General features: G+C 36.3%; 24 protein-coding genes and 3 pseudogenes. 22 read left to right on the top strand and 5 right to left on the bottom strand.

Features of this window, described 5'->3' with window-relative positions; all coding sequences use genetic code 11:
• The first annotated feature begins 85 nt into the window (after window positions 1–85).
• From H5J24_RS24435 to H5J24_RS24475, 9 genes and pseudogenes are all read left to right on the top strand, one after another.
• Window positions 86–565, top strand: a complete 480-nt coding sequence (locus tag H5J24_RS24435; RefSeq protein ID WP_068939016.1) for an energy transducer TonB — start codon at window positions 86–88, stop codon at window positions 563–565.
• Window positions 566–575: 10 nt separating this feature from the next.
• A complete protein-coding gene (locus H5J24_RS24440) occupies window positions 576–956 on the top strand; it encodes an energy transducer TonB (protein WP_068939018.1) in 381 nt (126 codons plus the stop codon).
• 113 nt (window positions 957–1,069) lie between these two features.
• Window positions 1,070–2,505, top strand: a pseudogene (gene miaB, locus H5J24_RS24445) (tRNA (N6-isopentenyl adenosine(37)-C2)-methylthiotransferase MiaB).
• A gap of 9 nt (window positions 2,506–2,514) precedes the next feature.
• Window positions 2,515–3,030, top strand: a complete 516-nt coding sequence (locus H5J24_RS24450) for a hypothetical protein (RefSeq protein ID WP_068939019.1) — start codon at window positions 2,515–2,517, stop codon at window positions 3,028–3,030.
• Window positions 3,002–3,799, top strand: a complete 798-nt coding sequence (locus H5J24_RS24455) for a tetratricopeptide repeat protein (protein ID WP_068939021.1) — start codon at window positions 3,002–3,004, stop codon at window positions 3,797–3,799. Before H5J24_RS24450 ends, H5J24_RS24455 begins: the two co-directional genes overlap by 29 nt.
• Window positions 3,800–3,835: 36 nt before the next feature.
• Window positions 3,836–5,122, top strand: coding sequence for a sigma-54 interaction domain-containing protein (locus tag H5J24_RS24460; protein ID WP_068939023.1), 1,287 nt, complete (start codon window positions 3,836–3,838; stop codon window positions 5,120–5,122).
• Between the two features lie 14 nt (window positions 5,123–5,136).
• Window positions 5,137–5,844, top strand: coding sequence for a hypothetical protein (locus tag H5J24_RS24465; RefSeq protein WP_068939025.1), 708 nt, complete (start codon window positions 5,137–5,139; stop codon window positions 5,842–5,844).
• Entirely contained in the window at window positions 5,834–6,385 is a 552-nt protein-coding gene (lptE, locus tag H5J24_RS24470) for an LPS assembly lipoprotein LptE (protein WP_068939364.1), read from the top strand. The genes H5J24_RS24465 and lptE overlap by 11 nt, the downstream gene beginning before the upstream one ends.
• 1 nt (window position 6,386) lies before the next feature.
• A complete protein-coding gene (locus tag H5J24_RS24475; protein ID WP_068939028.1) occupies window positions 6,387–8,378 on the top strand; it encodes a hypothetical protein in 1,992 nt (663 codons plus the stop codon).
• A gap of 47 nt (window positions 8,379–8,425) precedes the next feature.
• Here H5J24_RS24475 and H5J24_RS24480 read toward each other — a convergent pair whose 3' ends face one another.
• The 4 genes and pseudogenes from H5J24_RS24480 to H5J24_RS24500 all read right to left on the bottom strand — a co-directional run bounded on the left by H5J24_RS24480 (window position 8,426) and on the right by H5J24_RS24500 (window position 11,108).
• Window positions 8,426–9,031 (bottom strand): DUF4126 domain-containing protein, encoded by a 606-nt coding sequence (locus H5J24_RS24480; RefSeq protein ID WP_068939030.1) that lies wholly within the window; start codon window positions 9,029–9,031, stop codon window positions 8,426–8,428.
• Window positions 9,032–9,393: 362 nt separating this feature from the next.
• Window positions 9,394–9,765 (bottom strand): ribonuclease P protein component, encoded by a 372-nt coding sequence (rnpA, locus tag H5J24_RS24485; protein ID WP_068939032.1) that lies wholly within the window; start codon window positions 9,763–9,765, stop codon window positions 9,394–9,396.
• The gene (locus tag H5J24_RS24490) at window positions 9,765–10,490 is read right to left on the bottom strand and encodes a tRNA threonylcarbamoyladenosine dehydratase (protein ID WP_068939034.1); all 726 of its coding nucleotides are present in this window, start codon (window positions 10,488–10,490) and stop codon (window positions 9,765–9,767) included. The genes rnpA and H5J24_RS24490 overlap by 1 nt, the downstream gene beginning before the upstream one ends.
• Window positions 10,483–11,108 (bottom strand): annotated as a pseudogene (locus H5J24_RS24500) (TatD family hydrolase). The gene H5J24_RS24490 and the pseudogene H5J24_RS24500 overlap by 8 nt, the downstream one beginning before the upstream one ends.
• Window positions 11,109–11,204: 96 nt before the next feature.
• Here H5J24_RS24500 and H5J24_RS24505 point away from each other — a divergent pair.
• From H5J24_RS24505 to H5J24_RS24560, 12 genes and pseudogenes are all read left to right on the top strand, one after another.
• Window positions 11,205–11,834 carry a TetR/AcrR family transcriptional regulator gene (locus H5J24_RS24505; protein ID WP_066693165.1) on the top strand — a complete coding sequence of 210 codons (630 nt, stop codon included), beginning with the start codon at window positions 11,205–11,207 and terminating at the stop codon, window positions 11,832–11,834.
• Window positions 11,835–11,936: 102 nt separating this feature from the next.
• Window positions 11,937–12,932, top strand: coding sequence for an outer membrane protein assembly factor BamD (locus H5J24_RS24510; RefSeq protein ID WP_068939038.1), 996 nt, complete (start codon window positions 11,937–11,939; stop codon window positions 12,930–12,932).
• Window positions 12,933–12,974: 42 nt separating this feature from the next.
• Window positions 12,975–13,298 carry a DNA-directed RNA polymerase subunit omega gene (locus H5J24_RS24515; RefSeq protein WP_029298198.1) on the top strand — a complete coding sequence of 108 codons (324 nt, stop codon included), beginning with the start codon at window positions 12,975–12,977 and terminating at the stop codon, window positions 13,296–13,298.
• 123 nt (window positions 13,299–13,421) lie between these two features.
• Window positions 13,422–14,627, top strand: a complete 1,206-nt coding sequence (coaBC, locus tag H5J24_RS24520; RefSeq protein WP_068939040.1) for a bifunctional phosphopantothenoylcysteine decarboxylase/phosphopantothenate--cysteine ligase CoaBC — start codon at window positions 13,422–13,424, stop codon at window positions 14,625–14,627.
• Between the two features lie 119 nt (window positions 14,628–14,746).
• Window positions 14,747–15,652: a type IX secretion system protein PorD gene (gene porD, locus H5J24_RS24525; RefSeq protein ID WP_068939042.1), complete on the top strand. Its 906-nt coding sequence runs from the start codon at window positions 14,747–14,749 to the stop codon at window positions 15,650–15,652.
• Window positions 15,640–16,173, top strand: coding sequence for an SMI1/KNR4 family protein (locus H5J24_RS24530; RefSeq protein ID WP_068939044.1), 534 nt, complete (start codon window positions 15,640–15,642; stop codon window positions 16,171–16,173). The genes porD and H5J24_RS24530 overlap by 13 nt, the downstream gene beginning before the upstream one ends.
• Before the next feature lie 96 nt (window positions 16,174–16,269).
• Window positions 16,270–17,919 carry a DNA repair protein RecN gene (locus H5J24_RS24535; protein WP_068939046.1) on the top strand — a complete coding sequence of 550 codons (1,650 nt, stop codon included), beginning with the start codon at window positions 16,270–16,272 and terminating at the stop codon, window positions 17,917–17,919.
• Between the two features lie 122 nt (window positions 17,920–18,041).
• Window positions 18,042–19,435 (top strand): annotated as a pseudogene (locus H5J24_RS24540) (DUF5687 family protein).
• Between the two features lie 3 nt (window positions 19,436–19,438).
• The gene (locus H5J24_RS24545) at window positions 19,439–20,167 is read left to right on the top strand and encodes an ABC transporter ATP-binding protein (RefSeq protein ID WP_068939050.1); all 729 of its coding nucleotides are present in this window, start codon (window positions 19,439–19,441) and stop codon (window positions 20,165–20,167) included.
• A 125-nt stretch (window positions 20,168–20,292) separates the two neighbouring features.
• Complete coding sequence (locus tag H5J24_RS24550) at window positions 20,293–20,853, top strand: RNA polymerase sigma factor (protein ID WP_068939052.1); 561 nt, start codon at window positions 20,293–20,295, stop codon at window positions 20,851–20,853.
• A complete protein-coding gene (locus H5J24_RS24555) occupies window positions 20,840–21,451 on the top strand; it encodes a hypothetical protein (RefSeq protein ID WP_068939054.1) in 612 nt (203 codons plus the stop codon). Before H5J24_RS24550 ends, H5J24_RS24555 begins: the two co-directional genes overlap by 14 nt.
• Before the next feature lie 30 nt (window positions 21,452–21,481).
• Window positions 21,482–22,519: a porin family protein gene (locus H5J24_RS24560; protein ID WP_068939056.1), complete on the top strand. Its 1,038-nt coding sequence runs from the start codon at window positions 21,482–21,484 to the stop codon at window positions 22,517–22,519.
• An 81-nt stretch (window positions 22,520–22,600) separates the two neighbouring features.
• Here H5J24_RS24560 and fumC read toward each other — a convergent pair whose 3' ends face one another.
• Window positions 22,601–23,995 carry a class II fumarate hydratase gene (fumC, locus tag H5J24_RS24565; protein WP_068939058.1) on the bottom strand — a complete coding sequence of 465 codons (1,395 nt, stop codon included), beginning with the start codon at window positions 23,993–23,995 and terminating at the stop codon, window positions 22,601–22,603.
• Between the two features lie 197 nt (window positions 23,996–24,192).
• Here fumC and H5J24_RS24570 point away from each other — a divergent pair, with 197 nt between their 5' ends.
• On the top strand, window positions 24,193–25,800 hold the full coding sequence (locus H5J24_RS24570; protein WP_068939059.1) for a fumarate hydratase: 1,608 nt from the start codon (window positions 24,193–24,195) through the stop codon (window positions 25,798–25,800).
• The last annotated feature ends 18 nt before the right edge of the window (window positions 25,801–25,818 follow it).

A 25,818-nucleotide genomic window follows, 5' to 3' on the forward strand; every position in this document is an offset into this window, starting at 1 on the left:
ACTTCATACATTGTGTGAAGTTTTCTTTTTAGTAAGACTTTTAAATATTTACCTTTGTTTATTAATTGAATGAACAGATCAAGCTATGAGAACGATACTTTTATTTTTTGCCTTATGTTTTGCAAACTTTTCATTTGCACAGGAGCTTGAAGACAGAGATGATTCTTTTATTGTAGAAAACAATAAAAACCTTTTTAAAATAGACATTAAAGAACCCTTTTTACAGATTGCTTCAAAATGTAATGATTTTAAGCCAGCCGCCTTTGGAGGAGGAGTATCAGCGTATAAAGATATTCTGGCTAAATACATGTATACCTACCTGAATGCAGATTTCTATACCCTGAGCGGAGACTTTACATTTACTTTAATAATAGATGAGTCTGGGAAAGTGATAGATGCCGTAGGAGCTCCAAAAGTATTACACAGTGAAGCCTTTTTTGATGATATGCAATATGTGGTGAGAAGAATTAAAAGAAACTGGAAACCTGCAACCTGTAACGGACAGCCGGTTAAATCAGAAATGAAAGTAAAAATGAATTTCTCTTCATTATCAGTTGATATGTAATTTTCAAATGATGAATAAAAAACTATTAACCATTTTCTTATTTACTCTATTTTCATTGAACTTATTCGCGCAGGAAACTGTACAGAATTCACCTGAAAAAGCTATGCCTGGAGGAATCGGTCGTTTCAGAGAGGAAGTAGCCAAACAAATTGATCTTAGTGGTTTTGTTTGGAATGAACCTTTTAATCTTGTAGCGACTTTTACTGTAAGCAAAGAAGGGAAAATGGAGAATATAAAATTAGAAAAATCTTCCGGAAATACTGAATTTGATCAAAGAATTCTGGACGGAATTAAACGTCTCAGAAAGAAAAAGTGGACGCCTGCCGGCAAAAATAGTGAGCCTATAGAGTCTTTTTTCAGGCTTCCAATGACTTTTCACCCTCCAAAATAATCTCCTGCCATTCTGTCACAATATTTTGTATCTTTGCAGACTCATTTGTTCGTAATTTAAAATTCACGGAGTAATTTCCTATGTTTTTAAATGAGAACCTTAAATTGATTATCGTGCAGGAAAAATATATAGACGAAACGAAACAGGGCGAAGCATTTGCTATTGCCGAAAGACCTGAGAATTCTAAAAAACTGTTTTTAGAAAGCTATGGTTGTCAGATGAACTTCTCAGATTCTGAAATTGTTGCCTCCATTCTTAATGAACAGGGGTACAATACAACAATGAAAGTGGAAGAAGCTGATCTGATCCTGTTAAATACATGTTCTATTCGTGAGAAAGCAGAGCAAACGGTAAGAATGCGTCTTTCCCAATTCAAAAATCTTAAGAAAGAAAAACCGAATATGACGGTAGGTGTTCTGGGATGTATGGCGGAAAGGTTGAAAACCAAATTCTTAGAAGAAGAACAACTGGTTGACCTTGTTGTAGGACCAGATGCCTATAGAGATTTGCCGAACTTACTGAAGGAAACTGATGATGGGAGAGATGCCATCAATGTAATCCTTTCCAAGGAAGAAACCTACGCAGATATCAATCCGGTTCGTTTAGGAGGAAACGGAGTTACCGCTTTTGTTACTATTACGAGAGGTTGTGATAATATGTGTACATTCTGTGTCGTTCCATTTACAAGAGGAAGAGAAAGAAGCCGTGATCCGCATTCCATAATTGAAGAATGCAAAGATCTTGCGAATAGTGGTTATAAAGAAATTACGCTTTTAGGACAGAATGTAGACTCTTACTTATGGTATGGAGGAGGTCCTAAAAAGATTTTGCCAAAGCATCTGAAATGCAGAAAGCAACTGCTGTTAATTTCGCTCACTTACTTGATCTTGTAGCCAAAGCAGTTCCCGAAATGAGAATCAGATTCTCTACATCAAACCCTCAGGATATGAGCCTTGATGTATTCAGAATGATGGCAAAACATGATAACATCTGTAAATATGTACACCTTCCTGTTCAGAGCGGAAGCAATAATATGCTTGAAGCCATGAACAGACAACATACCCGTGAAGAATATCTTGAGCTGATCAGAAAAGCTAAGGAAATTGTTCCGGAAGTGGCCTTCTCTCAGGATATGATCGTTGGATTCTGCAACGAAACAGAAGAAGATCATCAGGATACATTAAGCCTGATGAAAGAAGTAGAATATGACTACGGATATATGTTCGCTTATTCTGAAAGACCAGGAACACCTGCACACAAGAAAATGGAAGACAATATTCCGGCTGATGTGAAGCAGAGACGTCTTGCTGAGGTAATTGCCCTTCAGGGCGAGCTTTCAAGAAAGAGAATGCAGTCTTATGTAGGAAGAGTTCATCAGATTTTAATAGAAGGAACTTCCAAGAAGAATGAAAATCAATGGAAAGGAAGAAACTCTCAGAATGCCGTTTGTGTCTTTGATAAGCTTGAAGGGCAGCAAATTGGTGACATTGTAGACGTTTTTGTATATGATAACACCCAAGGCACACTTTTAGGGAGAATCACAGAATAAATTTAAGTTTTGAAAGCGGTTTATCTTTTTACTCTATTTTCTTTTGTTCTGTTTTCTTGTCAGGCAGAGAAAAAGACCAGTAAATATCCGGATACTGTGGGTGATGTTGCTTTTGACGATAAGCTTGATGAAGCTGGTTTTAAGAAGTGTGGAGCAGGAAAAGACAGACCTTTTAGTTTTCAATACTATCACGGACCTAAGATGTTCGATTATAAAGGAGAAAAAATTGCGATTGCCGAAAAACTTAAAAAAGAAAATATATATTCAGAAAAGAAGATCAGTGGTTATATTACCATTAGATTTTTAGTAAATTGTGAAGGGAAAACAGGGTTGTTCAGACTAAAGCATATGAATTCAGATTTGAAAGATTTTGCTTTGGATGAAGAGCTGGAAAATAAGCTGTTGACATTCACAAAATCATTAGATGGCTGGATGCCGAAAGAGATAGAAGGTTTAAAAGTAGATTACTATCAGTATTTAACCTATAAAATTGAAGATGGAAAAGTTTCAGAGGTATTACCTTAGCTTTTTGTTACTTATAGTGTACACCAATACTATTGCACAGGTCAACTGTAATGCGATAGAGGGTGAGGACTGCAAAAAAGCGTGTGAACTTTACAACACAGCCTCAGATTTACAAGGTTCACAGGCATCTCAGGAAGGTTTTGACAGAGCGATTGAACTTTGTCCGGATTTCTCTAATGCTTACATGGAGAAAGCAGTGCCTTATCTCAAAAACGGAGATTTTGCAACCTGGAAAATTCTTATTGATAAAGCGGTGGCTTTAGATCCTAAAAGACATTTGGGATATCGGGGTTGGTGCAAGTTTCAGTTTTTAAGAGATTATAAAGGGGCTGTTCTGGATCTGGAAGAGCTTAAAAAATATTATCCGGAAGACTTAGGAAGGTCGCTAAACGGAGATTATAATCTGGATGTAGTGAAAGCTATGTCCTACAGTGCTTTAGGGCAGAAAGAAAGAGCAGTCGGAATTATCGAAAGGCTTCTGGCAGCAAGAGGATACGTAAAGGGCATGTTTGACCACTACCAACTTGGTGTTACGTATTTTGAGCTGGGAAGATATGATAAAGCCCTTGAAAATTTTGAAAAACAAAGCAAAGAATACGACTTTGCCGAGAATATATACTTTAAAAGTAAAGTTTCTAAGATCAGAAACAAAGATTATTTGGATTTGAAAATGTTAGCCTTAAAAACGTACGATGAAGGAAAGACAATGAAAGACGTCTATACTCATCATTTTAACAAAATCTACAGAAAACAGATTGATGAACTGTAGAACATTAACATTGAATCAATAATCAAAAACTTACTTATGAGCAACGAGCTGCAAAACATAAAAAACCGCTTCGGAATTATCGGAAACTTTCCGGTACTCAACAGGGCCCTGGAAAAATCAATCCAGGTTGCCCCTACAGACATATCCGTCCTTGTTATCGGAGAAAGTGGGGTTGGAAAAGAATTTATTCCGAAGATCATCCATTCAGAATCCAGAAGAAAACATCAGCCATATATCGTAGTCAATTGTGGAGCGATACCGGAAGGAACCATAGATTCAGAACTGTTTGGGCACGAAAAAGGAGCCTTTACAGGAGCTACAGCCACCAGAAAAGGATATTTTGAAGTAGCAGATGGCGGAACAATCTTTTTAGATGAGGTAGGAGAACTTCCTTTACAAACACAGGTTCGTCTTCTAAGAGTGCTGGAAAGCGGTGAATTTATGAAGGTAGGATCTTCGCAGGTCCAAAAGACTAATGTGAGAATTGTGGCGGCTACCAATGTAAACATGATGAAGGCCATTCATGACGGAAGATTCCGTGAAGATCTGTACTACCGTTTGAATACCGTTCAGATTGATATGCCTCCTTTAAGAGAAAGAAAAGGAGATATTCATTTGCTGTTCAGGAAATTCGCTATAGATTTTGCAGAAAAATACAGGATGCCTGAACTGGAATTGGAGCCGAGTGCCGTTCATTATATCGAAAATTACTCTTTCCCTGGTAACATCCGTCAATTAAGAAATCTTGTAGAGCAGATGACCGTGGTAGAAAGGAATAGAAATATTACGGCTGAAAAACTTGCAGAATATATTCCAATGGAAACCCATCTTCCGATGGTTGTGAATAATCAAAGTGCCCCAAAATCGAATGATTTCGGAAGCGAAAGAGAAATCATGTATAAAATTCTCTTCGATATGCGAAATGATATTAATGATTTAAAATCCTTAACTTCGGAATTGATAAAGAACAGAGGAACAGGTGACCTGAGCAACCATGAGAAAAGTCTGATCAACAGAATTTATACTCCTGAGGCTCAGCCGCAGCTTAATTCCAACTCTTTACTGTATTTTGAGAATAACGATGCTCCGGCAGTACAGACTCCTACAATTATTTCAAACCCTGATGACAGCTATGAAGATATTGAGGATATTGAAGTAGAAGAAAACAGACCAGAATCACTTTCTCTTCAGAATAACGAAAAGGACTTGATTATCAAAGCGTTGGAGAAGCATAAGGGGAGAAGAAACAGAGCTGCAGACGAACTTGGAATTTCACAAAGAACTTTATATAGAAAAATAAAACAGTATAATCTGGAAGATTAAAAACACAATAAGTCATGAATGTAAATTTAGCCCCTAAGCCGATCAACTTTAAATTCGGAGAATATATTAACAAAGGTTTTGAACTTCTAAAGAAAGATTTTGGAAACATTTTTATCGCATTTTTAGTATGCTTTATCATGTCGATTATTCCTTTTTGTGGATTGTTGGCAATGGGTAACCTGTATAAATATCTGCAAAAAATTAATAGAAACCAGCCTGCAAGTCCTGGAGATATTTTTGATTTTAAAGATTTCATGCCTTACTTTATACTGCAGTTAATTGTTTTTGGAGGTGTTTTAATCATTTATATTCCATTGGTTATTGTATTGGCTTTAACAGGAGCGTTGTCTAATAATGGAGAAGATGCTGGTCCGCTTGCCATGATTTTTGTAATTCCTTATGTCGTTTTCATTATGGTAGCAATCTACTATTTTGTTTTAAAAGCATTCTATATGGTCCCTTTAATCAGCCTTAAAGGAATTAAAGACTTAAAAACAGCATGGAATATTTCAAGAGTAATGACTCAGGGAAATCTTATAGCGATTCTTCTTTTTTCATTCGTTGTAGGACTTTTAGCTCAGATTGGAGTTCTTGCATGTGGGATTGGAATTTTTCTTACCCTTCCATTTGTATATACTGCTAATTATTTTGCTTATGAAGATGCTATTCAACAAATTGAGCATGACGAAATCACTGAAATTGGATCTAAAAATGAATTTTAAAATTAAAAATATCAGTCTGAAACAACCATTATTAATGATGGTACTCTTTGCTTTGCTGGGAGTGTTGAATTCATGCTACAGCTTTACCGGATCATCTCTTACAGACGAAAAAACCGTTCAGATCAACGAGTTCCCAAACAATGCAACTCTTGTAAATCCGGCATTGTCACAGCAGTTTTCAACAGATATTCAGAACAGATTTTTACAGAGAACTACTCTGAAAGGAACAAAATCAAATCCTGATATCCTGATAGAAGGAGAAATTACAGACTATGCTTTTGGCTCTACAACGATCAGTTCCAATACACAGTCAAACCCATCTGGAGGAGTGGTACAACAGGCTCAGACTAAACTTACAATTACAGTAAAGGTGCATTATGAAAATAAAATACACCCAGATTCTAGTTTTGACAGAACCTATACGGATGAAGCTGCTTTCAACAGTAACTTATCACAGAATGAGATCGAGAACTCTCAGGTGAAGATTGTGACAGAAAGAATTATTAATAAGATTTTTAACGACATTGTAGCGAATTGGTAAAATGAATCCCAGAGTTTTAGAATTAATAAAAAATCCGAAAAATATTCAGTCAGAAGACCTTGGACTTCTGAAGGAAGAGATTCATGCATTTCCCTATATTCAAAATATCAGGGCGCTTCATTTGTATGGAGTACACCTGTATGAAAAAGAAAACTATCAGAAAGAACTTTCTATAACAGCGGCTTATACCACTGATAAGAAAATTCTTTATCAGCTGATAAACGGGAAAATCCAGCAGGAATTAAAACAGGAAGTAACTGAAAATAGGTCATCTGTAATAGAAGCTGAAAAGCCTGTTAAATACAATTATAACGTTAAAGGTTTCCCGATAAAAAGAGAAGAAGCTGCTCCGGCTTCTGAAAAGAATGAGGCAGAAGAAAAAGAAACCTGCATATTGCCGACAACGCAAGAAGTGAAACATCTCTATATAAATGGAGAGCGCAACAGAATTCTGTTTGAAGGTGAAGAGAATTTCCTGGATGAAGAAAATCCAGAGAAGATTGATCTTGAGTCTACATTAGAATCTGGAACTCTGGTTACCCAAAAATCTGAACCGGGAGCTATAAATACTGCTCAAGCTGAAGAAAAAATACAAGAGGAAGTAGAAGAAGCCGCTGGAGAAAACTTTACCCCTGAAACAGTAATTAATGAAGATCAGATAGCTTCAGAATCTGCGGAAGAAAAAGTTGAAGAAGAAGAAAACCTAAGCTTTGAAGAAACAGATACCTTATTGCCAGAAACCTCTGTTGAACCAGATATTGCTGAAGTTTCTGTAGAAGATGCTGAAGCGGTTGCTGATGAAGAAATTCCTGTTTCTGAAATTGAAGAGCAAATAGCAGCGGAACCTGAAGCCGAATTAAGTTTCCATGGAACAGACGCATTCTTACCAGAGGTTAAAATTCAGGCTAACAATGAAGAGGCCTCGGAAACAGTTGAAGTTCCTGTACTCAATGTGAATAAGCATGAGGAGGAAATGAGACGCCTGATTGAGGAAGTTGAGAAAAAAATGAAGGAAACCAAACCTGCTCTGCAAGAAGAACAGGAAGAGTTGCAACTTGTTGAAGATCATGAAATAAGCTTTGCAGAGACTCAAAGTTTCCATTTCTGGTCAACAGAAGAAAGTCCTGAAAAACAAGACGTCACCGAAGAATCCATACAGGAAGAAAGAATTGAGGATACAGAACCAGAGGTTGAAATTATAGAAGACGTTTCAGAAGAAATTGTTCCTGAAGTTCAAACCGAATGGAAGCCTATGAGTCTTGAACCTAACGTACCTGATTCATTAATTAATAAGCCAGAAGAAGCTCCTGCTTCTGTGATAAGTACTCCTGGAGTAACAGAAATATCTGCGGCTGAAACAGAAGTTGAAAAGATAGAAGTTACTAAAGAGCCTGAAATAATGGTAGAAATCCCTACAGAAGAGATTGCTGTAGAAGATGAAGAACCTGAAAATACCGAAGAAATACAGGAAGCTCCTGCAGCAGATCTTCAGAAAGAAGAAGTTCCGGTAATGAATGTTTCATTCTTTGGAACAGATATTTCGAGCTTGAAAGTTGGAGAAGGTAAAAAAGATACAGAAGAACCTGTAAAAGAAGAACCAATGAAGCAAGCGGCAGTAGAAAGTGTTCCCCAGTCTTCAATCAACAGCAACGTCCCTGGATTTATCAATACATGGCAGAGCTGGCTGAAAATTGACAGACCAGTTGAGGTTGAAAAAGAAAAAGAAGAGATCAAAGAAAAAGCGATTGAAGCTTTTATTGAAAATAATCCTAGGATCAGTCAGTTGAAAGAAGAAAGCACCTACGTTGTCAAAGAAAAGAATGATGATATTTCCCATCTGATGACTGAAACATTGGCCAATCTTTATTTTGAACAAAAATTATATTCTAAAGCGATCAAAGCATTTGATATATTGATTAAAAAGCATCCGGAGAAGAAAGAATATTTCGAAACCAGAATTAAAGAGATCAAGGATTTTAGAAGTAAAAACTAAAAATAATATAAAAAGGTACAGCTTGAAGAAACTGTACCTTTTACTTTTTATTCAGTTGAAGGGGCTTTTTTACCCCGAAGTTTCCGCCATGCTTTTCGGCCGTATACAATTACCAGAACCAATAGAACAATTGCTACAATAGCTGCAATAATGGGAGCCACCATGGCAAGTACAGTCATGATACCAGCACCTGCAGTTTCCGTAGTGCCTACTACAGAATTTCCCAGCCCGCCTGTGGTTGCGGTAGATGCAGCCCGTATTCCTGCAAAACCGGAACTTATGGTAGCGGCCGTTCCTCCACCAGCGATTAAAGCCAATGCCCATTGCGGAAATGTTCCCAGGTCAGCAAACTGGCTGGCGAATAAAACAGAACCTGCTATGGTGGCCAGAGGAACAGAAATAGTATCCAGCAAATGATCTACAAAGGGAATATAATAGGCAAGGATCTCAACAACTGTTGCAATTCCTGTAGTGATAAGTGCAGGCAGACCTGCCAGCCACTCAAAACTTTCATTCGTCGGAATCCAGTGAAAATAAGAAGCAAGGCTTACGGCAAATAGGGGAAGAAACACCCTGAAGCCTGTAGCAGCCGAGAGTCCAATGCCGATGAAGGCGCTGATGACATACGAAAGATAGGGAACTTGATCCAACATATTAATTTTCAGATTTATTGTTTCCTATAAAACTACAAAAAGTATGCGAGATTTGGAATTCGGGTTACAGGTTACGTGATTTAGGGGCAAATGAAAACAGTAAAACATAAACTTATGCAAGCTTAATATACACAATCATCTGTGTAATCTGTGCCATCTGTGGGAAAAATATACAGCATATGAAAAAATAAAATCTGTGAGAGTTAACTATAAATTTTCGCCGATGTTAAAGGATATTTTACAGTTGATCTGTACCAATCCCGGAAAAAGAATAAAAAATCAGCATAATCAGCAAGAGCTGTGAGAGAAAACTTCAGCAGGATCAAATGTGATCACTCATTAGTTATTTCCTCTATCAAAAATTATTTTTTCTGAGCCTCACAAAGCTTGATGAATTGAGCTTCCACATCCTGAAATTTTGGAGGCATTTCAGAAGAAACCCAAAACAACATAGCCATAGTTTTTTCTCCAAAAGCCTCTTTAAATAAATCTTTATTTAATCGATAGCATTCTCTAAGTAATCTTTTGATGCGGTTTCTATGAACAGCTCTCTTGAAGTATCTTTTAGAAACAGAAACACCCAATTTCACACTTTCAATAGGAAGAGTAGGTTTATCTTTCAGAATAATGATCCTCAGATTTCCGGAAGTTCTCCATTTACCCTTTTCAAAAAGTAAACTGATCTCGGTATTTTTTTTGAGCTTTTCCGCTCTTGGATAGTTAGATTTCTGCATTAATCTTGTTTCAGTAAATGATTAATTACTTCAGCAGCAGCATAAAGCCCAAAAATAGCAGGCATATAGCTGATGGTTCCATAAAAAGATCTTTTATAATTCGTTCCGTCTGTCATTTTCAGGCTTTCTTCGTCCTGAATATCATTGGCAAAAACGCAACGCACACCCTTGTCGATTTTTACTTTTCTCAGTCTTTTTCTTATCTGTCTTGCAAGATGGCAATGCTCAGTTTTGCTGATGTCTCTTACCAATACTTTACTAGGATCAGTCTTTCCGCCGGCTCCCATTGAGCTTATCACTTTTATCTTTTTTCTTTTAGCAGCAATAATTAAGCTTAATTTTGGAGTTACACTATCAATACAATCCAATACATAGTCAAAGGGTGCTGAATCCATTACTTCCTCCATTCTTTCAGGATTCAGGAATTCATTGATTTTCGTCAATTTAAGGTCAGGATTAATATCTAGAAGTCTTTCAGCAACAACTTCTACTTTATGCTTTCCAACAGTAGACCGTAAAGCAGGGAGCTGCCTGTTAACATTAGTAATATCTACAGTATCACCATCTACAATGGTCATACTTCCAACTCCTGCTCTTGCCAGGAATTCTGCTGCAAAAGAACCTACTCCGCCCAGTCCTACTACCAGGACGTTTGCTTTCATCAACTTTTCTAATCCTTCTTCCTTCACCAAAAGTTCCGTTCTTTCCAGCCAGTATTTATCCATTTTTTATTGTGTGTAAATTTTCTAAAATTTGTTCGTTGAGGTCTTCCAAAGAAATTTCCTTTATTTCTGAAACCTTAAGATACAATTCTTCGATCTTAAAATCTTCATTGTCGGTTTCTAAAAAGAATTGATCTAAGGGAGTGTTTTTTAAAATATCCTGCAAAGATAAATTATCCAAAACAGCTTTTCCAAAACTCAGATAAAAATTATTAGCCAGAAGATCTTCTGCAACTTTTCTTTTTTATTAAAACCATGAATAATCATGGGCTGTTCCGCCTTTTTTTTAAAAGAAATTACCTCGTAAAATTTTCTGACGCAGTGAATAATCACAGGTTTTTTTACTTCATTAGAAATATGAATCTGTTTTAAAAAAACTTCCTCCTGTATTTTTTGATCAATTGGGACCAAAGAATCCAAACCGCATTCTCCTATAGCAAAACAGTTCTGAAACATCATACTTTTCATCCAGCTCAACTGACGATCTATATTATTACTATCGATATCATTGGGATGTATTCCTATTGAATACGGGGAGTCTGGCGGAATTTGCCCAATATCCAAATTGTAAATTCCGTCTTTAATGTATTTTTTATGATGGTGAAAATCAAAAAATTCCATAGTCAAAAATAGCACTATTTGTAATTAATATAAAATTATTAAACGATCGTTTATAAATGTGTTAAAAATTTCTTAACTTTACTCAAAGTGCACTTTATGAAAAAAAAATTTACTGAAAAACAGATCCACATACTAGACATTGCAGAAGAATTAATTGCAAAGAAAGGGTACGAAGGAACTTCTGTAAGAGATATTTGCTCCAAAGCTAATATCAACGTCGCTATGATCTCCTATTACTTCGGTTCCAAGGAGAAAATGATGTCTTATCTTTATCAATATAGAGTATTAAAGACCAGGGAAAACTTTTCAGAATTTGCGGATACCATCAAAGAGGGAAAACCGGAAATGCAAATGCGGGAAATGATAAAATATATCGTTTCGCAGTTATTCAAATATAATTACTTTCATGGGTTTGTTACCCAGGAACTCCGTCATACAGAGAATTTAAAAGATGAATTGCTGGATTTTTATCAGCTGTTTGTAAAGAAACTGGATGAAGTGATCAAAAAAGGAGTAGCCTCAGGAGTATTTACCTTTACCCCCAAGCCGGAAGATATCCTTACCATGATTATTGGTTCTACCTTATTCGTGATCCGGAATAAAAACTTTTATGAACTTTACGTACCAAGTAAAAATGAAGAAGCCTACGCAAAAGAAGCTGAGAAGAAAGTGAGAATGAATCTTTTATTAAGTGTTTTTGCCATTTTAGGATACGCTGCAGACTAAAATTACGTTAAATATTCATAAAAAAAATCTATTGACAAAAAAGTTATATTTTTGCAAATTAGTAAATCGGCTGTATAATCCGAAAACTGTTGAATTTTTTATATGAAAAAATATATTTTAGGTCTTTTTGCTGTAGCAGTGATGGCATCATGTGTTAGCCAGCAAGAAAGAGCAATGAAGAGTGCTGATAAAGATTTTATCTTAAAAGCTGCCAATGAAAACTTCACTAAGAAAAAGTGGAAAAATGCATTGGCTCTTTATGACAGACTTGCGAACCTTGTAGCAGGAACGGATGATTTTCCTAACGTAGGTTTCAATACAGCTTATGCCAACTACTATGATAAAAGTTATAAACTGGCAGGGCATCAGTTTAAAAACTTTGCAGTAAACTTCCCAAAGGATCCAAGAGCTGAAGAAGCAGCTTATATGTCTGCATTATGTTACTATGAAGGATCTATGGATTACAACTTGGATCAATCTAGTACAGAATTGGCAGTAAATGAGCTTCAGGACTTCCTGAACAACTATCCGAATTCAGAAAGATCAAAGAATATTAGCCAACTTATTGACGAACTAACTTATAAGCTTGAATTTAAAGCTTATGAAAACGGAAGACAATACTTTAAAATGGGTGAGTACAAAGCAGCTAATGTTGCATTGGAAAACGTATTGGAAGATTTCCCAAGTACAAAACTTCGTTCGAAAATTTATGATTATATCATGAAATCACGATATGAATTGGCAATGAAGTCTGTTTATAACCTTAAAGACGAGCGTATTGAAAGTGCTTTAACCTATATGAAAATGGTTGAAAAAGAACTTCCAAATACAGAATACTCTAAAACAGCGTCTGATCTGAGAGAAAAATTGGAAAAAGAGAAAGCTCATTTTGTAGGGGTGAAAAAAGAAACCGAAGCAAGAATTGCAGCTTTAACGGCCAGACAAAAGAAAGAAGCTGAAAAGCTTGCCAATCAGAATAAAACAGAACAACAAGTTAAAGATCAGATTAGCAACGAAAAGCAGGCAAAGCAGATGCAGAGGGATAGTGCGGCACTTCAGACCCCTCCACCTGCGGCGACTTTCAAAATTAAAAGATAATTCGTAAATTTGCCATCTTAAAATAAAAATAATTTTCTCAAAATGAGTGTAAAAGATACAAAAGCAGAAGTAAATACTATTACTTACGACAAAGATAAGATTGAAGATAAAGTAGGTTCAATCTACGAAGCTATTGTTATCATGGGAAAGAGAGCAGAGCAAATCAATGCGGAGATCCGTACGGAACTTCACAATAAATTGGATGAGTTTGCTGTTCACAATTCTACATTAGAAGAAGTTTTCGAAAACAGAGAACAGATCGAGATCTCTAAGCATTACGAAAAACTTCCAAAGCCAACTTCAATTGCTATTGAAGAATGGTTAAATGGAGACGTATATTTTAGAAAAACAGAAGAGAGAAAGTAATCATCTGTCTTTTTTATAAACAAAGGTCATAAAGGAATTAAGTTCTTTTATGACCTTTGCTGTTTTAAACCCTGATTGTGGGAAAAAATAAGTATTTTAGTATTTCAAAAAAATTAAAGCTAAATGAGTGTTTCCGGTAAAAAGATCCTTATTGCCGTTTCTGGAGGAATTGCAGCCTATAAAGTTCACTTTCTGATCAGAGACTTTGTAAAACAAGGAGCCGATGTGCAGGTGATTATGACCCCAGATGCAGAACATTTTGTAACCAAATTAAGCTTGGCTACCCTATCGAAGAAACCAGTTTATTCTGATTTTTATGATCATAACGGAACCTGGAATAGCCATGTGGAACTTGCTTTATGGGCAGATGTAATGCTTATTGCTCCCTGTACAGCCAATACCTTGTCTAAAATGATCCACGGAATGTGTGATAATCTTGTGATTGCAACCTATATGTCAGCAAAATGTCCGGTATTTATTGCTCCTGCGATGGATTTGGATATGTATGCACACCCTTCTACAAAAAGAAATATCGAACTGGCAGAAAGCTATGGACACGTTATTGTGCCTGCTGAAAGTGGAGAGCTGGCGAGTGGTTTGATCGGACAGGGAAGAATGGCTGAACCGGCAACAATATTCAGTGCTGTTGAAAACTATTTTGCAGATCATACTATTGAAAGAAGCCTGGAAGGAAAGACCGTTTTAATTACGGCGGGGCCTACCTATGAGGCTATTGATCCGGTAAGATTTATAGGAAATCATTCCTCAGGAAAAATGGGCTTTTCTTTGGCCGAAGAAGCTTCAAAGAGAGGAGCAGAAGTTATTCTGATCTCAGGCCCAAGTTCTCAAACCCTTACGGATAAAAGTATAGAACTGCATAAAGTAACTTCTGCAAAAGAAATGCTGGCTAAGGTATTTGAATTCTATGACAAAATAGATATCGGGATTGCAAGTGCAGCTGTGGCAGATTATGCTCCCAAAGATGTTGCTAAGGAAAAGATCAAAAAAAATGATGAAAACCTTACGATCGAATTGGTGAAAAATCCAGATATTCTTAAAACAATGGGAGAAAAGAAAACCCACCAGTTTCTGGTAGGATTTGCTTTGGAAACCCAGAATGAAGAAGAGAATGCCAAAGGAAAGCTGGAGAAGAAAAATCTTGACATGATTGTGTTGAACTCTCTTCGGGATGAAGGGGCAGGCTTTAAAAATGACACCAATAAAATTAAGATCTTCACCAAAACAGAAAAAAGAGAATTTGATCTGAAGTCGAAAGGAGAAGTGGCAAAAGATATTCTCAATTTTGTTGAATCTCAGCTTTTAAAATAATTTTAATAAATTTCCGTTCTCAATTTTTAATAGACAATGAAACCGTCAAAATTTACAAAGACAGATATCTATAAAGAAGGAACGATTACATTTGACATTAAAAAAATAAGTATCTCCATATGAAAAGAATTATCAGTTTGTTTTTTCTGTTATGTATCTGTAATCTTGGTTTTTCCCAGGAGTTGCTGGCAACCGTTCAGGTTAATTCCCAGCAGATAGGAGGTAGTAACCAGCAGGCTTTTAAAGCATTGGAAAAAAGTCTTAGGGACTTTATCAATAATACCAGCTGGACAGGGAAGAAATTACAGAATTTTGAAAAAATCAAATGTGGTTTTTCCATTGTCATTTCAGAGAGAGATGTCAATAAATTTAAAGGAGCTATTGTCGTTCAGGCGGTACGTCCCGTATATAATACCACGTATGAGTCTCCTTTGTTGAACCTTCAGGATCAGAGATTCAGCTTTGAGTATATTGAAAATGAAAACCTTATTTTCAACGAGAGACAATTTTCCGGAAAAAATCTTACGGATGTTATCAGTTATTATATTTATCTTATCTTGGGGTATGATGCAGATAGCTTCCAGTCTATGGGAGGAACTCCATGGTTTACAAAAGCGCAGCAGATTGCTCAAAACTCTCAAAACAGAAACTATGACGGCTGGAATACAATCAATGAACCGAGAAGCCGTACAATACTAATTAATGAAATTATGAATCCCAACTGGAGCCAGTTGAGATCTACTATGTATACCTATCACAGGTCAGGAATGGATAATCTTTTTAACCAGGATCAGACCCCGGCTAAAAAAGTGATTTTTGATGCCCTGATGCAGCTTAAAATGTATGAAAATACATTCCAACAGGGCTTTTATTTCAATCTTTTCATGGATACGAAAAGTGATGAGATCTTCAATGTTTTCAATTCGGGAACTAATGGGGGACTTGTTCTTAATGATCTGAAACAAACGATGATTGTTCTTTCTCCTAAAAACATTGATAACAAGTGGAATAAATGGAAGAACTAAAATATGAAGAAGGTGAAATTGAAGAAATTATAGACCGGACTCTTAATTTTTGGGTTGAAAATAAACTCAATCAACTTCCTGGTGATATTGAGGATAAAATGCTTGCCCCGGATCAGCCTGACGAAGAATGGAAATTCTGGCTTCCCGTTACAAGTACAATTACAGATGATGAACTTCATGAATTTGAAGCCGAAGCTGGTTTTACCTTCCCGGAAGATTTTAAAATATTCCTAAAATATAAACATTTCTACGAACTTCAGATCTCAGAAGTCTCTTTTTGCTCACTTCCTGTTAGCTCATGGAGAGCTTCTCTCCGTGAAATGATGTTTGAAACCTATCCAAGAGAATTTCTTTTTGACAAGGGATATGTTCCCTTTGCAATATATAGTGACTGGGGATTGTTGTGCTTTGATACTCATAACAATAATGCTATTGTCCGCTGGGATCATGAAGATCAAGATTCTTTTGAATATCAACATCAAAGCTTTTATGAACTGCTTACAGACATTTCAAAAGCGTAGGTCCTCCTATTTAATCTTGATCTGCCGTTTCTGTTTTCGTTAAAAAAACTTATTTTTACAATCAATATTAATCTTTGATAAAAACGCGGATTATCCATGCTTTCAAGAATTTACATTAAAAATTTTGCCCTGATTGATACTCTTGAAGTATCATTGAATAACGGTCTTCAGGTAATTACCGGAGAAACCGGAGCAGGAAAATCCATTATTTTGGGTGCACTGCGCCTTATCCTGGGAGAAAGAGCAGATGTAAAATCCATTTCAAAAGCAGAAGAAAAAAGTGTGGTAGAAACCGAGTTTGCACTGAATAATCAATTCAAGAAATTCTTTATTGAAAACGATCTGGATTATGAATTGCAAACCATTATCAGAAGAGAAATATTGCCATCCGGAAAATCCAGGGCATTTATCAATGATGTTCCGGTAACTTTGGATATACTGAAAGAGCTCTCTTCCCAGTTAATTGACATCCATTCCCAATTTGAAACGTCTAATCTTTTTACTTCAGAATATCAGTTTAAAATTATCGACGGACTTTCTGAGAATAAAAAAATTATTGAAGACTATCAACTAGAGTTTTCAACATTTCAGAATCTGAAAACATTGCTTAAAAAGCTTAAGACGGAGCTTTCAGAAGCTAATAAAGAAAGTGATTATAAAGATTTCCTGCTCAACGAACTTGAAGAATTAAAACTGGATGATGTAGATTATGAAGATATTCAGAATCAGTTATCTATTCAGGAAAATGCAGGGATGATCTCTGAAAATGTAGGTCAGATCCTCTCAAGATTTCATCAGGAAGAAATTGGAATTCTTTCATTTTTTAATGAAGCCAAAGCTAAGCTTTCCAAAATTGCAGGTCTTTCAACCAATTTTGCAGAACTGGATCAAAGGCTTGAAACTTCATTTGTAGAGTTGAAAGATATTATTTCTGAGCTGGAACATGAGGCTGAAAAACTGGAGACCAATCCGGAAAACCTTATCGTTCTTACCGAACTGAATAATAAAATCAATGCTTTATTCCTGAAACATAATGTTTCGGATCTTACTGAGCTGATTGAGATCAGAAATACACTGGCTGGAGATCAGAAAGATGCCTCAGAATTGGAAGCGCAAATCATTGAAACTGAAGAAAATATTATTGAAAAAGAAAAGTCACTTCAGATTCTTGCAGAAAAACTTTCCAAAAACAGAAAAAAGAATATCCCTGTTTTCATTAAAAAAGCAGAAGGACTTCTTAAAAAATTAGGGCTTGAAAAAGCCAGAGTGGATATAGAATTACAGGATAGCGGGGAATTCAATCTATTTGGAAAAGAAAATATCCAGCTTTTATTCCAGGCTAATTCAGGATTCCCTTTAAAGCCAATTCAAACGGCTATTTCCGGTGGTGAAAGATCAAGGGTAATGCTGGCGGTAAAAAAGATCATTGCAGAAAGTGATGAATTGCCAACATTGATTTTAGATGAAATTGATACCGGAGTTTCAGGAAAAGTAGCCGAAGAAATTGGAAACCTTATGCGTGAAATGTCTGAAGATATGCAGCTGATTGTTATTTCTCACCTGGCACAGGTTGCAGCCAAAGGAAATGATAATTATAAAGTGGTAAAACAGGATATTGCGGGGAAAACCCAATCTACCATCATTCCATTAAGTGATGAAGAAAAACTAAATGAAATTGCCCAGCTGCTTTCAGGAAGCAAAATTACTGAAGCAGCCCTTGCTCAGGCGAAAGAACTTATTGGCTAAGAAGCTGTAACGTTTTTTACGCTGTAGTTACTAATGTAAAAAACTAAACTATGTTTCTAAAGTTCCTTAATCTGGAAATCAAAAGCTTCTTCCGTGGGACCTCTCTAGGAGTTAATCTTACCATGAAAATTCTGAGATTCATTGCGATTCTTTATTTCATGGGCTGTCTTGCCGGCGCGGCCTTTTTGGTCTTTAAGTATGTTCAGGAAGAAATGCATCAGGATCCTTTAAAGATTGTTTCTACCCTCTTACTCATAGGTTGGGTCGCCGATTTAGCCATCAAATATCTATGGCAGGAAATCCCCACACAGAATATCAAACCTTTCCTTACACAGAATATAAAAAAGAGAACCCTGGTTAATTATCTGTTGGTAAAAACTTTTTTTCAGCTTTCAGCTGGTTGAATTCCCTCTTTTTCATTACATTTTCAGGAATTGCATTATTTCATGGGTATAATGTTGTAGGAATTTTGTCGTGGTTGATTGGTATTTCCGCATTGTTTTATCTGAATAGCTTTGTCAATATTTTTCTGAACAGTACAGAAAAGGTTGCGATTGTGGCGGCTGTAATCATTGTGATCGTAGCCGCATTAGGTTATTATCATATTATTCCGATACTGTCTTACTCGGAAATTGCGTTCTATGGTCTTTATGAAAAGCCTTATCTTTCCCTGATTCCTGCTGCATTGTTTGTGATATTATGGGTTTTTAGTTTTAGATATATCCGCAAAGAGTTTTACCTGGATCAAGGTCTTGAAGCTAAAAAATCAATAGGGAAAACAGAAAATATAGCATTTCTGAATAAATATGGGGTCATAGGGACATTCATCAATAATGATGTTAAAATGCTGAGACGTAATAAAGTAGCCAAAGGAATTCTTTTAGGAAGCTTTATGTTTCTTTTCTATGGCTTGCTGATGTATACTTCCAAGGCATATAAAACTCCGGCAATGACTATGTTTATGGGACTTTTTGTAACCGGAGGATTTCAGTTTCTGTTTGGGCAGAGAGTTCCTGCCTTTGACAGTTCTTATTATCCGCTGATGATGACCCTTAATGTTCCTTACAAAGAATATTTAAAAGCCAAGTGGTGGCTGATGAATATTGTGACTGGAGTTTCAATCATTATAGCAGCCCTTTATAGTTATTTTGGCTGGGAAATTTATGTTACCTTTTTCGCGGCTGGGCTCTATAATATTGGCGTAAATTCACAATTTACACTTTAGTCCGGAGCGTTCAACAAAACACAGATTGATCTCAATGCAAAAGAAAAAAGATTTGGACAGAAAAATAGCTTCAATTTAAAGTCAATGCTGTTGATGATTCCCAAAATGCTTCTTCCTATGGCTGTATTTGCCGGTGCAAAATCACTTTTTGGAATTACGGCGGGAGTGGTAAGTATTGCCATACTGGGGCTTATAGGATTTTTATTTCGGGAAAAGATCTTTGATATCATTGTAAAGCATTATAAAAAAGAAAAATACAGCACTTTAGAAGCGTTTAAAAATAAAGACTAAGCTATGATTACTATACATAATTTATCTAAAACATACGGAACAGCAACCGTTCTGAATATTGAACATCTTGAAATTTCTAATGGTGAAACTTTCGGTTTGGTAGGAAACAACGGGGCAGGAAAAACTACTCTTTTCAGCCTGATGCTAGACCTTATTCAGGCAAGTACAGGTTTTGTAAGCATTGATGGAATAAAAGTAAATGAATCTGAGATCTGGAAAAATAAAGTTTCCGCATTTGTAGACGATTCCTTTCTTATTGGGTATCTGACTCCCGAAGAATATTTTTATTTTATTGGTGAATTAAGAGGCCAGAATAAGGCTTCTGTAGATGAGTTTTTAAAACCTTTTCATGATCTTTTTAATGGCGAAATTCTTAAATCGGGAAAGTATATCCGGGACCTTTCGAAAGGAAATCAGAAAAAAGTAGGAATTGTAGGAGCGATTATTGGAAATCCTGAAATCATCATTTTGGATGAGCCATTTGCTAATCTGGATCCATCTACCCAGATTAAGCTTAAAAATCTGATCAAAGAATTATCAAAACAGGATGGAGTGACATTTCTTATTTCCAGCCACGACTTATCGCATACTACAGAAGTTTGTAACAGAATTGTGGTAGTGAATAAGGGTCAGTTGGTAAAAGACATTCAAACAACTCCTGAAACTTTAAGAGACCTTGAACAGTATTTTTCAGATCAGGTTTCCGGAGCAAATGAATTTGCCGGATCATAATTTACAAGACAGGAAAGCTCTATTTCCTGTCTTTTTTTACAATTCAATTAATTCAAAATAAAAAATATTTTTTTTGTGTAACCTTTTACAATTTTCATTGTCTTTATAGTAGAAACAGTATTAGAATGAAATTTTTGTTCGGAAATAAAAAAGATGATTTGTTGAGCCTTCTGAAGAAACAGGATCCGGCTGCACAGAAGCTTTTCTATGAGCAGAATGTAAAGAGATTTCTGAGTGTGGCAAAAAGTTATGTAAGTGACTTGTACCAGGCGGAAGATTGTCTCATTAAAGCATTCTGTAAAATATTTAAGCATATAGAAAGCTTCCGGGAAGAAGCAAATCTAGAAAGCTGGGCCAGGAGAATTGTTGTGAATGAATGCCTGAACTTTATTAAAAGTCATAAAACGGTATTTTATCTCGACGAGATCAATCAGTCTTTTCAGGAAGATGCCCATGAACCGAATATTGAATTTGATTTTAATGCCCAGGAATTATTGGATCAATTGCCGGATGCTTACAGAATGGTTTTCAATCTGTATGTATTAGAAGGCTATTCTCACCAGGAAATTGCTGATACTTTGCAAATTTCTCTTGCAGTGAGCAAAACACAGTTGTTCAGAGCAAAAGAAAAATTAAGAAAGATCTACTTTCAACAACAAAAAAAAATGAAAAATGAACACGTCTAAAGATAATTTTGAATGGCAAATCAGAAAACAGATTGAAGAACGGGAAATTACTCCTTCCAGAGATCTTTGGTCTGAAATTGAAATGCAGTCCGGGAATAAGACCACCACAGGATCAAAAATAAACTGGTTTTTAGTAGCTGCATGCATCGTCCTGAGTTTCAGCTTAGGAACAGTTTTATTTTTACTGAATGATTCATCATCAGCTCAACCGGAATTGGTAAAAGAGACACCGAAACATGATGTGGAACAAATAATCACTATACCGAAGCAGGATCAAGCTCAGTTAGCAGAAAAAACCAATACAAAGAAAGAACTGAAAAATGTTCCCATTCCAAAAGAAACTGAAAAGATCGCAGTTTTACCTATCACAAAAGAAAGTAAAATAAGTTCCAAAGAAATTATTTCTGAAAAGAAAATTGAAATACTCCGCATTCAGGCTCCGAAAACTCTTGCAAAGATAGACTCTTCAAAAGTTCAGGTGAAAAAGAAAAAATATGTGGATCCCTCCACACTTCTTTTCTCAGTAGAACATAAAGATGTAATTGAAAAAACAAAAGGTGGAAGTAATGTGGCTACTATAGAGTTGAATACTAAATAATTATCTCCAAATAATAAAAAAAATAATAACATGATCAAGAAATTAATCGTAATGGGAATGGTGTGCCTTGTTTCGACATCATTTTATGCGCAAAAGAAGTTCAATATCAATTTGTCTAAAAAAGATACTGAAGTAAGCCCTATTGTGAAAGAAAAAGTTGAAGAATATGCAACAAAAATTAATGCAATTATTCAGGAAGAAAAGAAATTGATGGGAGAAGAGCTTGAGGTATTGAAATCCAGAAATCTTGATACTGCAGATTTTAATAGAGAAAAAGCTCAGATTGCAGATCGTTATTCAGAAAAAATGGATAAAAGAATTGAAGATCTTGGATTTGATCTGGATGAGGTCATCCAAAAGCAGGTCAGATATTCACTTTTAAATACGGATGTGAACTCTAATGAAGAACTTAAAGCAAAGCTGTTAAAGAAATTTCGTCCAACAAGAAACCTTACCGGGTATTTTTCTTACGGAGTAATGACGCTGACCAATAATCTTCCGGACAATATGTTAGATAAGAATATCGGATATGCAAATAATCTCGAATTTGGATTAAAACTAAATTATCAGCTAAGCCGAACAAGCCCTTGGGCTATAACTTCCGGACTAGGATTTTCCTGGAGAACCATTAGAATGGATAATAATATGTTATTTACAAAAAGTCAGGATAATGGAGTTGCCCTTGAGCAATACAACGGAAATCTGAGCAAAAGTAAATTGAGAACAGGGTATATTATGATTCCGCTAGGAGTGCAGTATAACTTTTCAAAACTTAAAAATGCAGGAATGGACATCCAGTACCGAAATTATTACAGAGGTTTCAAAGTAGGAGCCAATGTATATGGAGGAGTGAAAATGACGACCAACAATATTGTAAAAGGAGACGAGGGTGAGATCAGAAATAAAGGAAATTATCAGGTAAATCCTTTTGTGTATGGAGCTCAGCTTACATTTTCTTACAACAGTTTCAGCGTATTTGTGAAGAAAGATTTTAGTAACTTCTTTAAAGATAGCTATTTTAAAAATGACAAAGCTCTTGTTTTCGGGATTTCCATTGGAATAGAATAATCTTTCATTGATATCAATTAAAAACACCGGAGAAAGTTCTCCGGTGTCTTATTTAAAGTCTATGAATGAAAATAGGAATTGCTATTTCAGGCTCCCAACCATATCTTCAGGTTTTACCCATTGATCAAATTGTTCAGGAGTTAAAAACCCAAGATTTACAGCTTCTTCTTTAAGAGTTGTTCCGTTTTTATGAGCTGTTTTTGCGATTTTTGCAGCATTTTCGTACCCAATATGAGTATTTAAAGCCGTTACAAGCATTAATGATTTATCTACAAGCTCTTTAATTCTCTCATGATTGGGCTCAATACCTACAGCACAATGGTCATTGAATGAAATACATGCATCGGCAATAAGTTGAGCAGATTGCAGGAAGTTATAGGCCATTACCGGTTTGAAAACATTCAGCTCATAATTTCCCTGAGTTCCGGCAAAAGAAATGGTTGTGTCATTCCCTAGAACCTGAGCACAAACCATTGTCAGAGCTTCATTTTGAGTAGGGTTTACCTTTCCGGGCATGATGGATGATCCTGGTTCATTTTCCGGAATATAGATCTCCCCGATTCCTGAACGAGGTCCGGATGCCAGTAATCTGATATCCTGAGCAATTTTGAATAAAGAAACAGCCAGTTGTTTTAAAGCTCCGTGGCTTTCAACAATAGCGTCATGAGCAGCTAATGCTTCAAATTTGTTCTCTGCAGTGATAAACGGATGGTTGGTAAATTTTGCAATATATTCAGCCACTTTTACATCATAACCGGCTGGTGTATTCAGCCCTGTTCCTACTGCTGTACCACCCAAAGCCAATTCAGAAAGATGAGGTAGAGTATTTCTCAAAGCTCTTAAGCCAAATTCCAATTGAGCAACATAACCGGAAAATTCCTGCCCCAATGTAAGTGGAGTCGCGTCCATTAAGTGCGTTCTTCCGATTTTTACTACATCTTTGAAGGCCTTGGATTTTTCAGAAAGCGTATTTTTCAATTTTTCAACTGCCGGAATGGTGACTTCCACTACCTTTTTGTAGGCTGCAATGTGCATCGCTGTTGGATAAGTATCGTTGGATGACTGGGATTTATTCACATCATCATTCGGGTGAATTTCAGATTTCTCTCCTAAGGTTCCGCCATTATTCACATGTGCACGGTTGGAGACAACTTCATTCACATTCATGTTGGACTGAGTTCCCGAACCCGTCTGCCAGATAACCAAAGGAAACTGGTCATTCAGTTTTCCTTCAAGGATCTCATCACAAACTTTAGCGATCATGTCTCTTTTTTCAGAAGAAAGAGCTCCCAAATCAGTATTGGTATAAGCTGCAGCCTTCTTTAAATAAGCAAAAGCCTCAATGATCTCGTGCGGCATAGATCCTTCAGGGCCGATTTTGAAATTGTTTCTGGAACGTTCTGTCTGTGCACCCCAAAGTTTATCTGCAGGAACCTGCACTTCTCCCATGGTGTCTTTTTCTATTCTGTAATTCATTGTGGTTGAAATTTTATAGTCTTTTTAATTGTGAAGCCGGTTCTTTTCCTTGTTGGGCCCCATTATTTGATTAGTATAAAGGTACTTATAAACTCAAAAACTCGCAATTTATAATCATTATAAATATCAATTTTAATGACTGATTTTGCTCATATTTTTTTAGAGGAAGCCGTATTTTTGTACAAACAAAAAATTGAATGGACTTTAGATATCAGGATCCGTATCCAATTCAGAAAGATGATACGGTGTATAAAAAGCTTACATCAGATTATGTAAAGGTTGAAAAATTGGGTGACAGAGAAATCTTAACCGTTGACCCAAAGGGGTTGGAATTATTGGCTGAAGAGGCTATGGCGGACGTTTCTTTCATGTTGCGTTCTTCACACTTAGAAAGCCTTAAAAGAATCATTGATGATCCTGAAGCTACCGATAATGATAGATTTGTTGCTTATAATTTATTACAAAATGCTGCTGTAGCGGCAGAAGGAGCGCTTCCTTCCTGTCAGGATACAGGAACGGCGATTGTAATGGGTAAAAAAGGAGAAAACGTTTATACAGGAGTGGATGACGGTGAATTCTTAAGCCGTGGAATCTTCAATACCTATCAAAAAAGAAATTTAAGATATTCTCAGGTTGTTCCTTTAACAATGTTTGATGAGAAAAATTCAGGATCTAACCTTCCGGCGCAGATTGATATTTATGCCAAAAAAGGAGATTATTATGAATTCTTATTCTTAACAAAAGGAGGAGGTTCAGCGAACAAAACATTTCTTTACCAAAAGACAAAATCTTTACTGAACGAGAAATCTCTTGAAGAATTCATCAAAGAAAAGATTTCAGATCTTGGTACAGCAGCTTGCCCGCCTTATCACCTAGCATTGGTAATTGGAGGAACTTCAGCTGAGGCTAACCTTGCTGCTGTGAAAAAAGCTTCTGCAAAATATTACGACAATCTTCCAACAGAAGGAAATGAAGCCGGTCAGGCATTCAGAGACCTTGAATGGGAAGCTAAAGTTCAGAAGATCTGCCAGGAAAGTGCCATTGGTGCACAGTTTGGAGGAAAATATCTTACTCACGATGTAAGAGTAATCAGACTTCCAAGACATGCTGCTTCTTGTCCGGTAGGTATGGGTGTTTCATGCTCAGCAGACCGAAATATCAAAGGGAAAATTACCAAAGACGGGATTTTCCTTGAGCAGCTGGAACAGGATCCGAAAAGATTTTTACCTGCTACACCTCCACATCTTGAAGAAGCGGTTGAAATTAATTTGAATAAGCCAATGCCTGAAATTCTGGCTGAGCTTTCAAAATATCCAATCAAAACAAGATTAAAACTGAACGGAACATTGATCGTAGCAAGAGATATTGCTCATGCTAAGATCAAAGAAATCATCGATAGCGGAAAACCAATGCCAGAATATTTCAAAAACCACCCAATCTATTATGCAGGACCTGCAAAGACACCTGAAGGAATGGCTTCAGGGAGTTTCGGACCTACCACTGCAGGAAGAATGGATGTGTATGTAGATGAATTCCAGAGCCATGGCGGAAGTATGATTATGCTGGCAAAAGGAAACAGAAGTCAGGATGTTGCCAATGCTTGTAACAAGTACGGAGGATTCTATCTTGGATCTATCGGTGGACCGGCAGCTATTCTGGCGAAGGATAATATTGTGTCAGTAGATGTGGTAGACTTCCCTGAATTAGGAATGGAAGCAGTAAGAAAGATCGAAGTAAAAGACTTCCCGGCATTCATCATTACGGATGATAAAGGAAATGATTTCTTTGCAGACCTAGCTCATTAATCAAAATAAAAGACCTTG

It is taken from the genome of Chryseobacterium capnotolerans (assembly GCF_021278965.1).
Lineage (GTDB): Bacteria > Bacteroidota > Bacteroidia > Flavobacteriales > Weeksellaceae > Chryseobacterium > Chryseobacterium capnotolerans.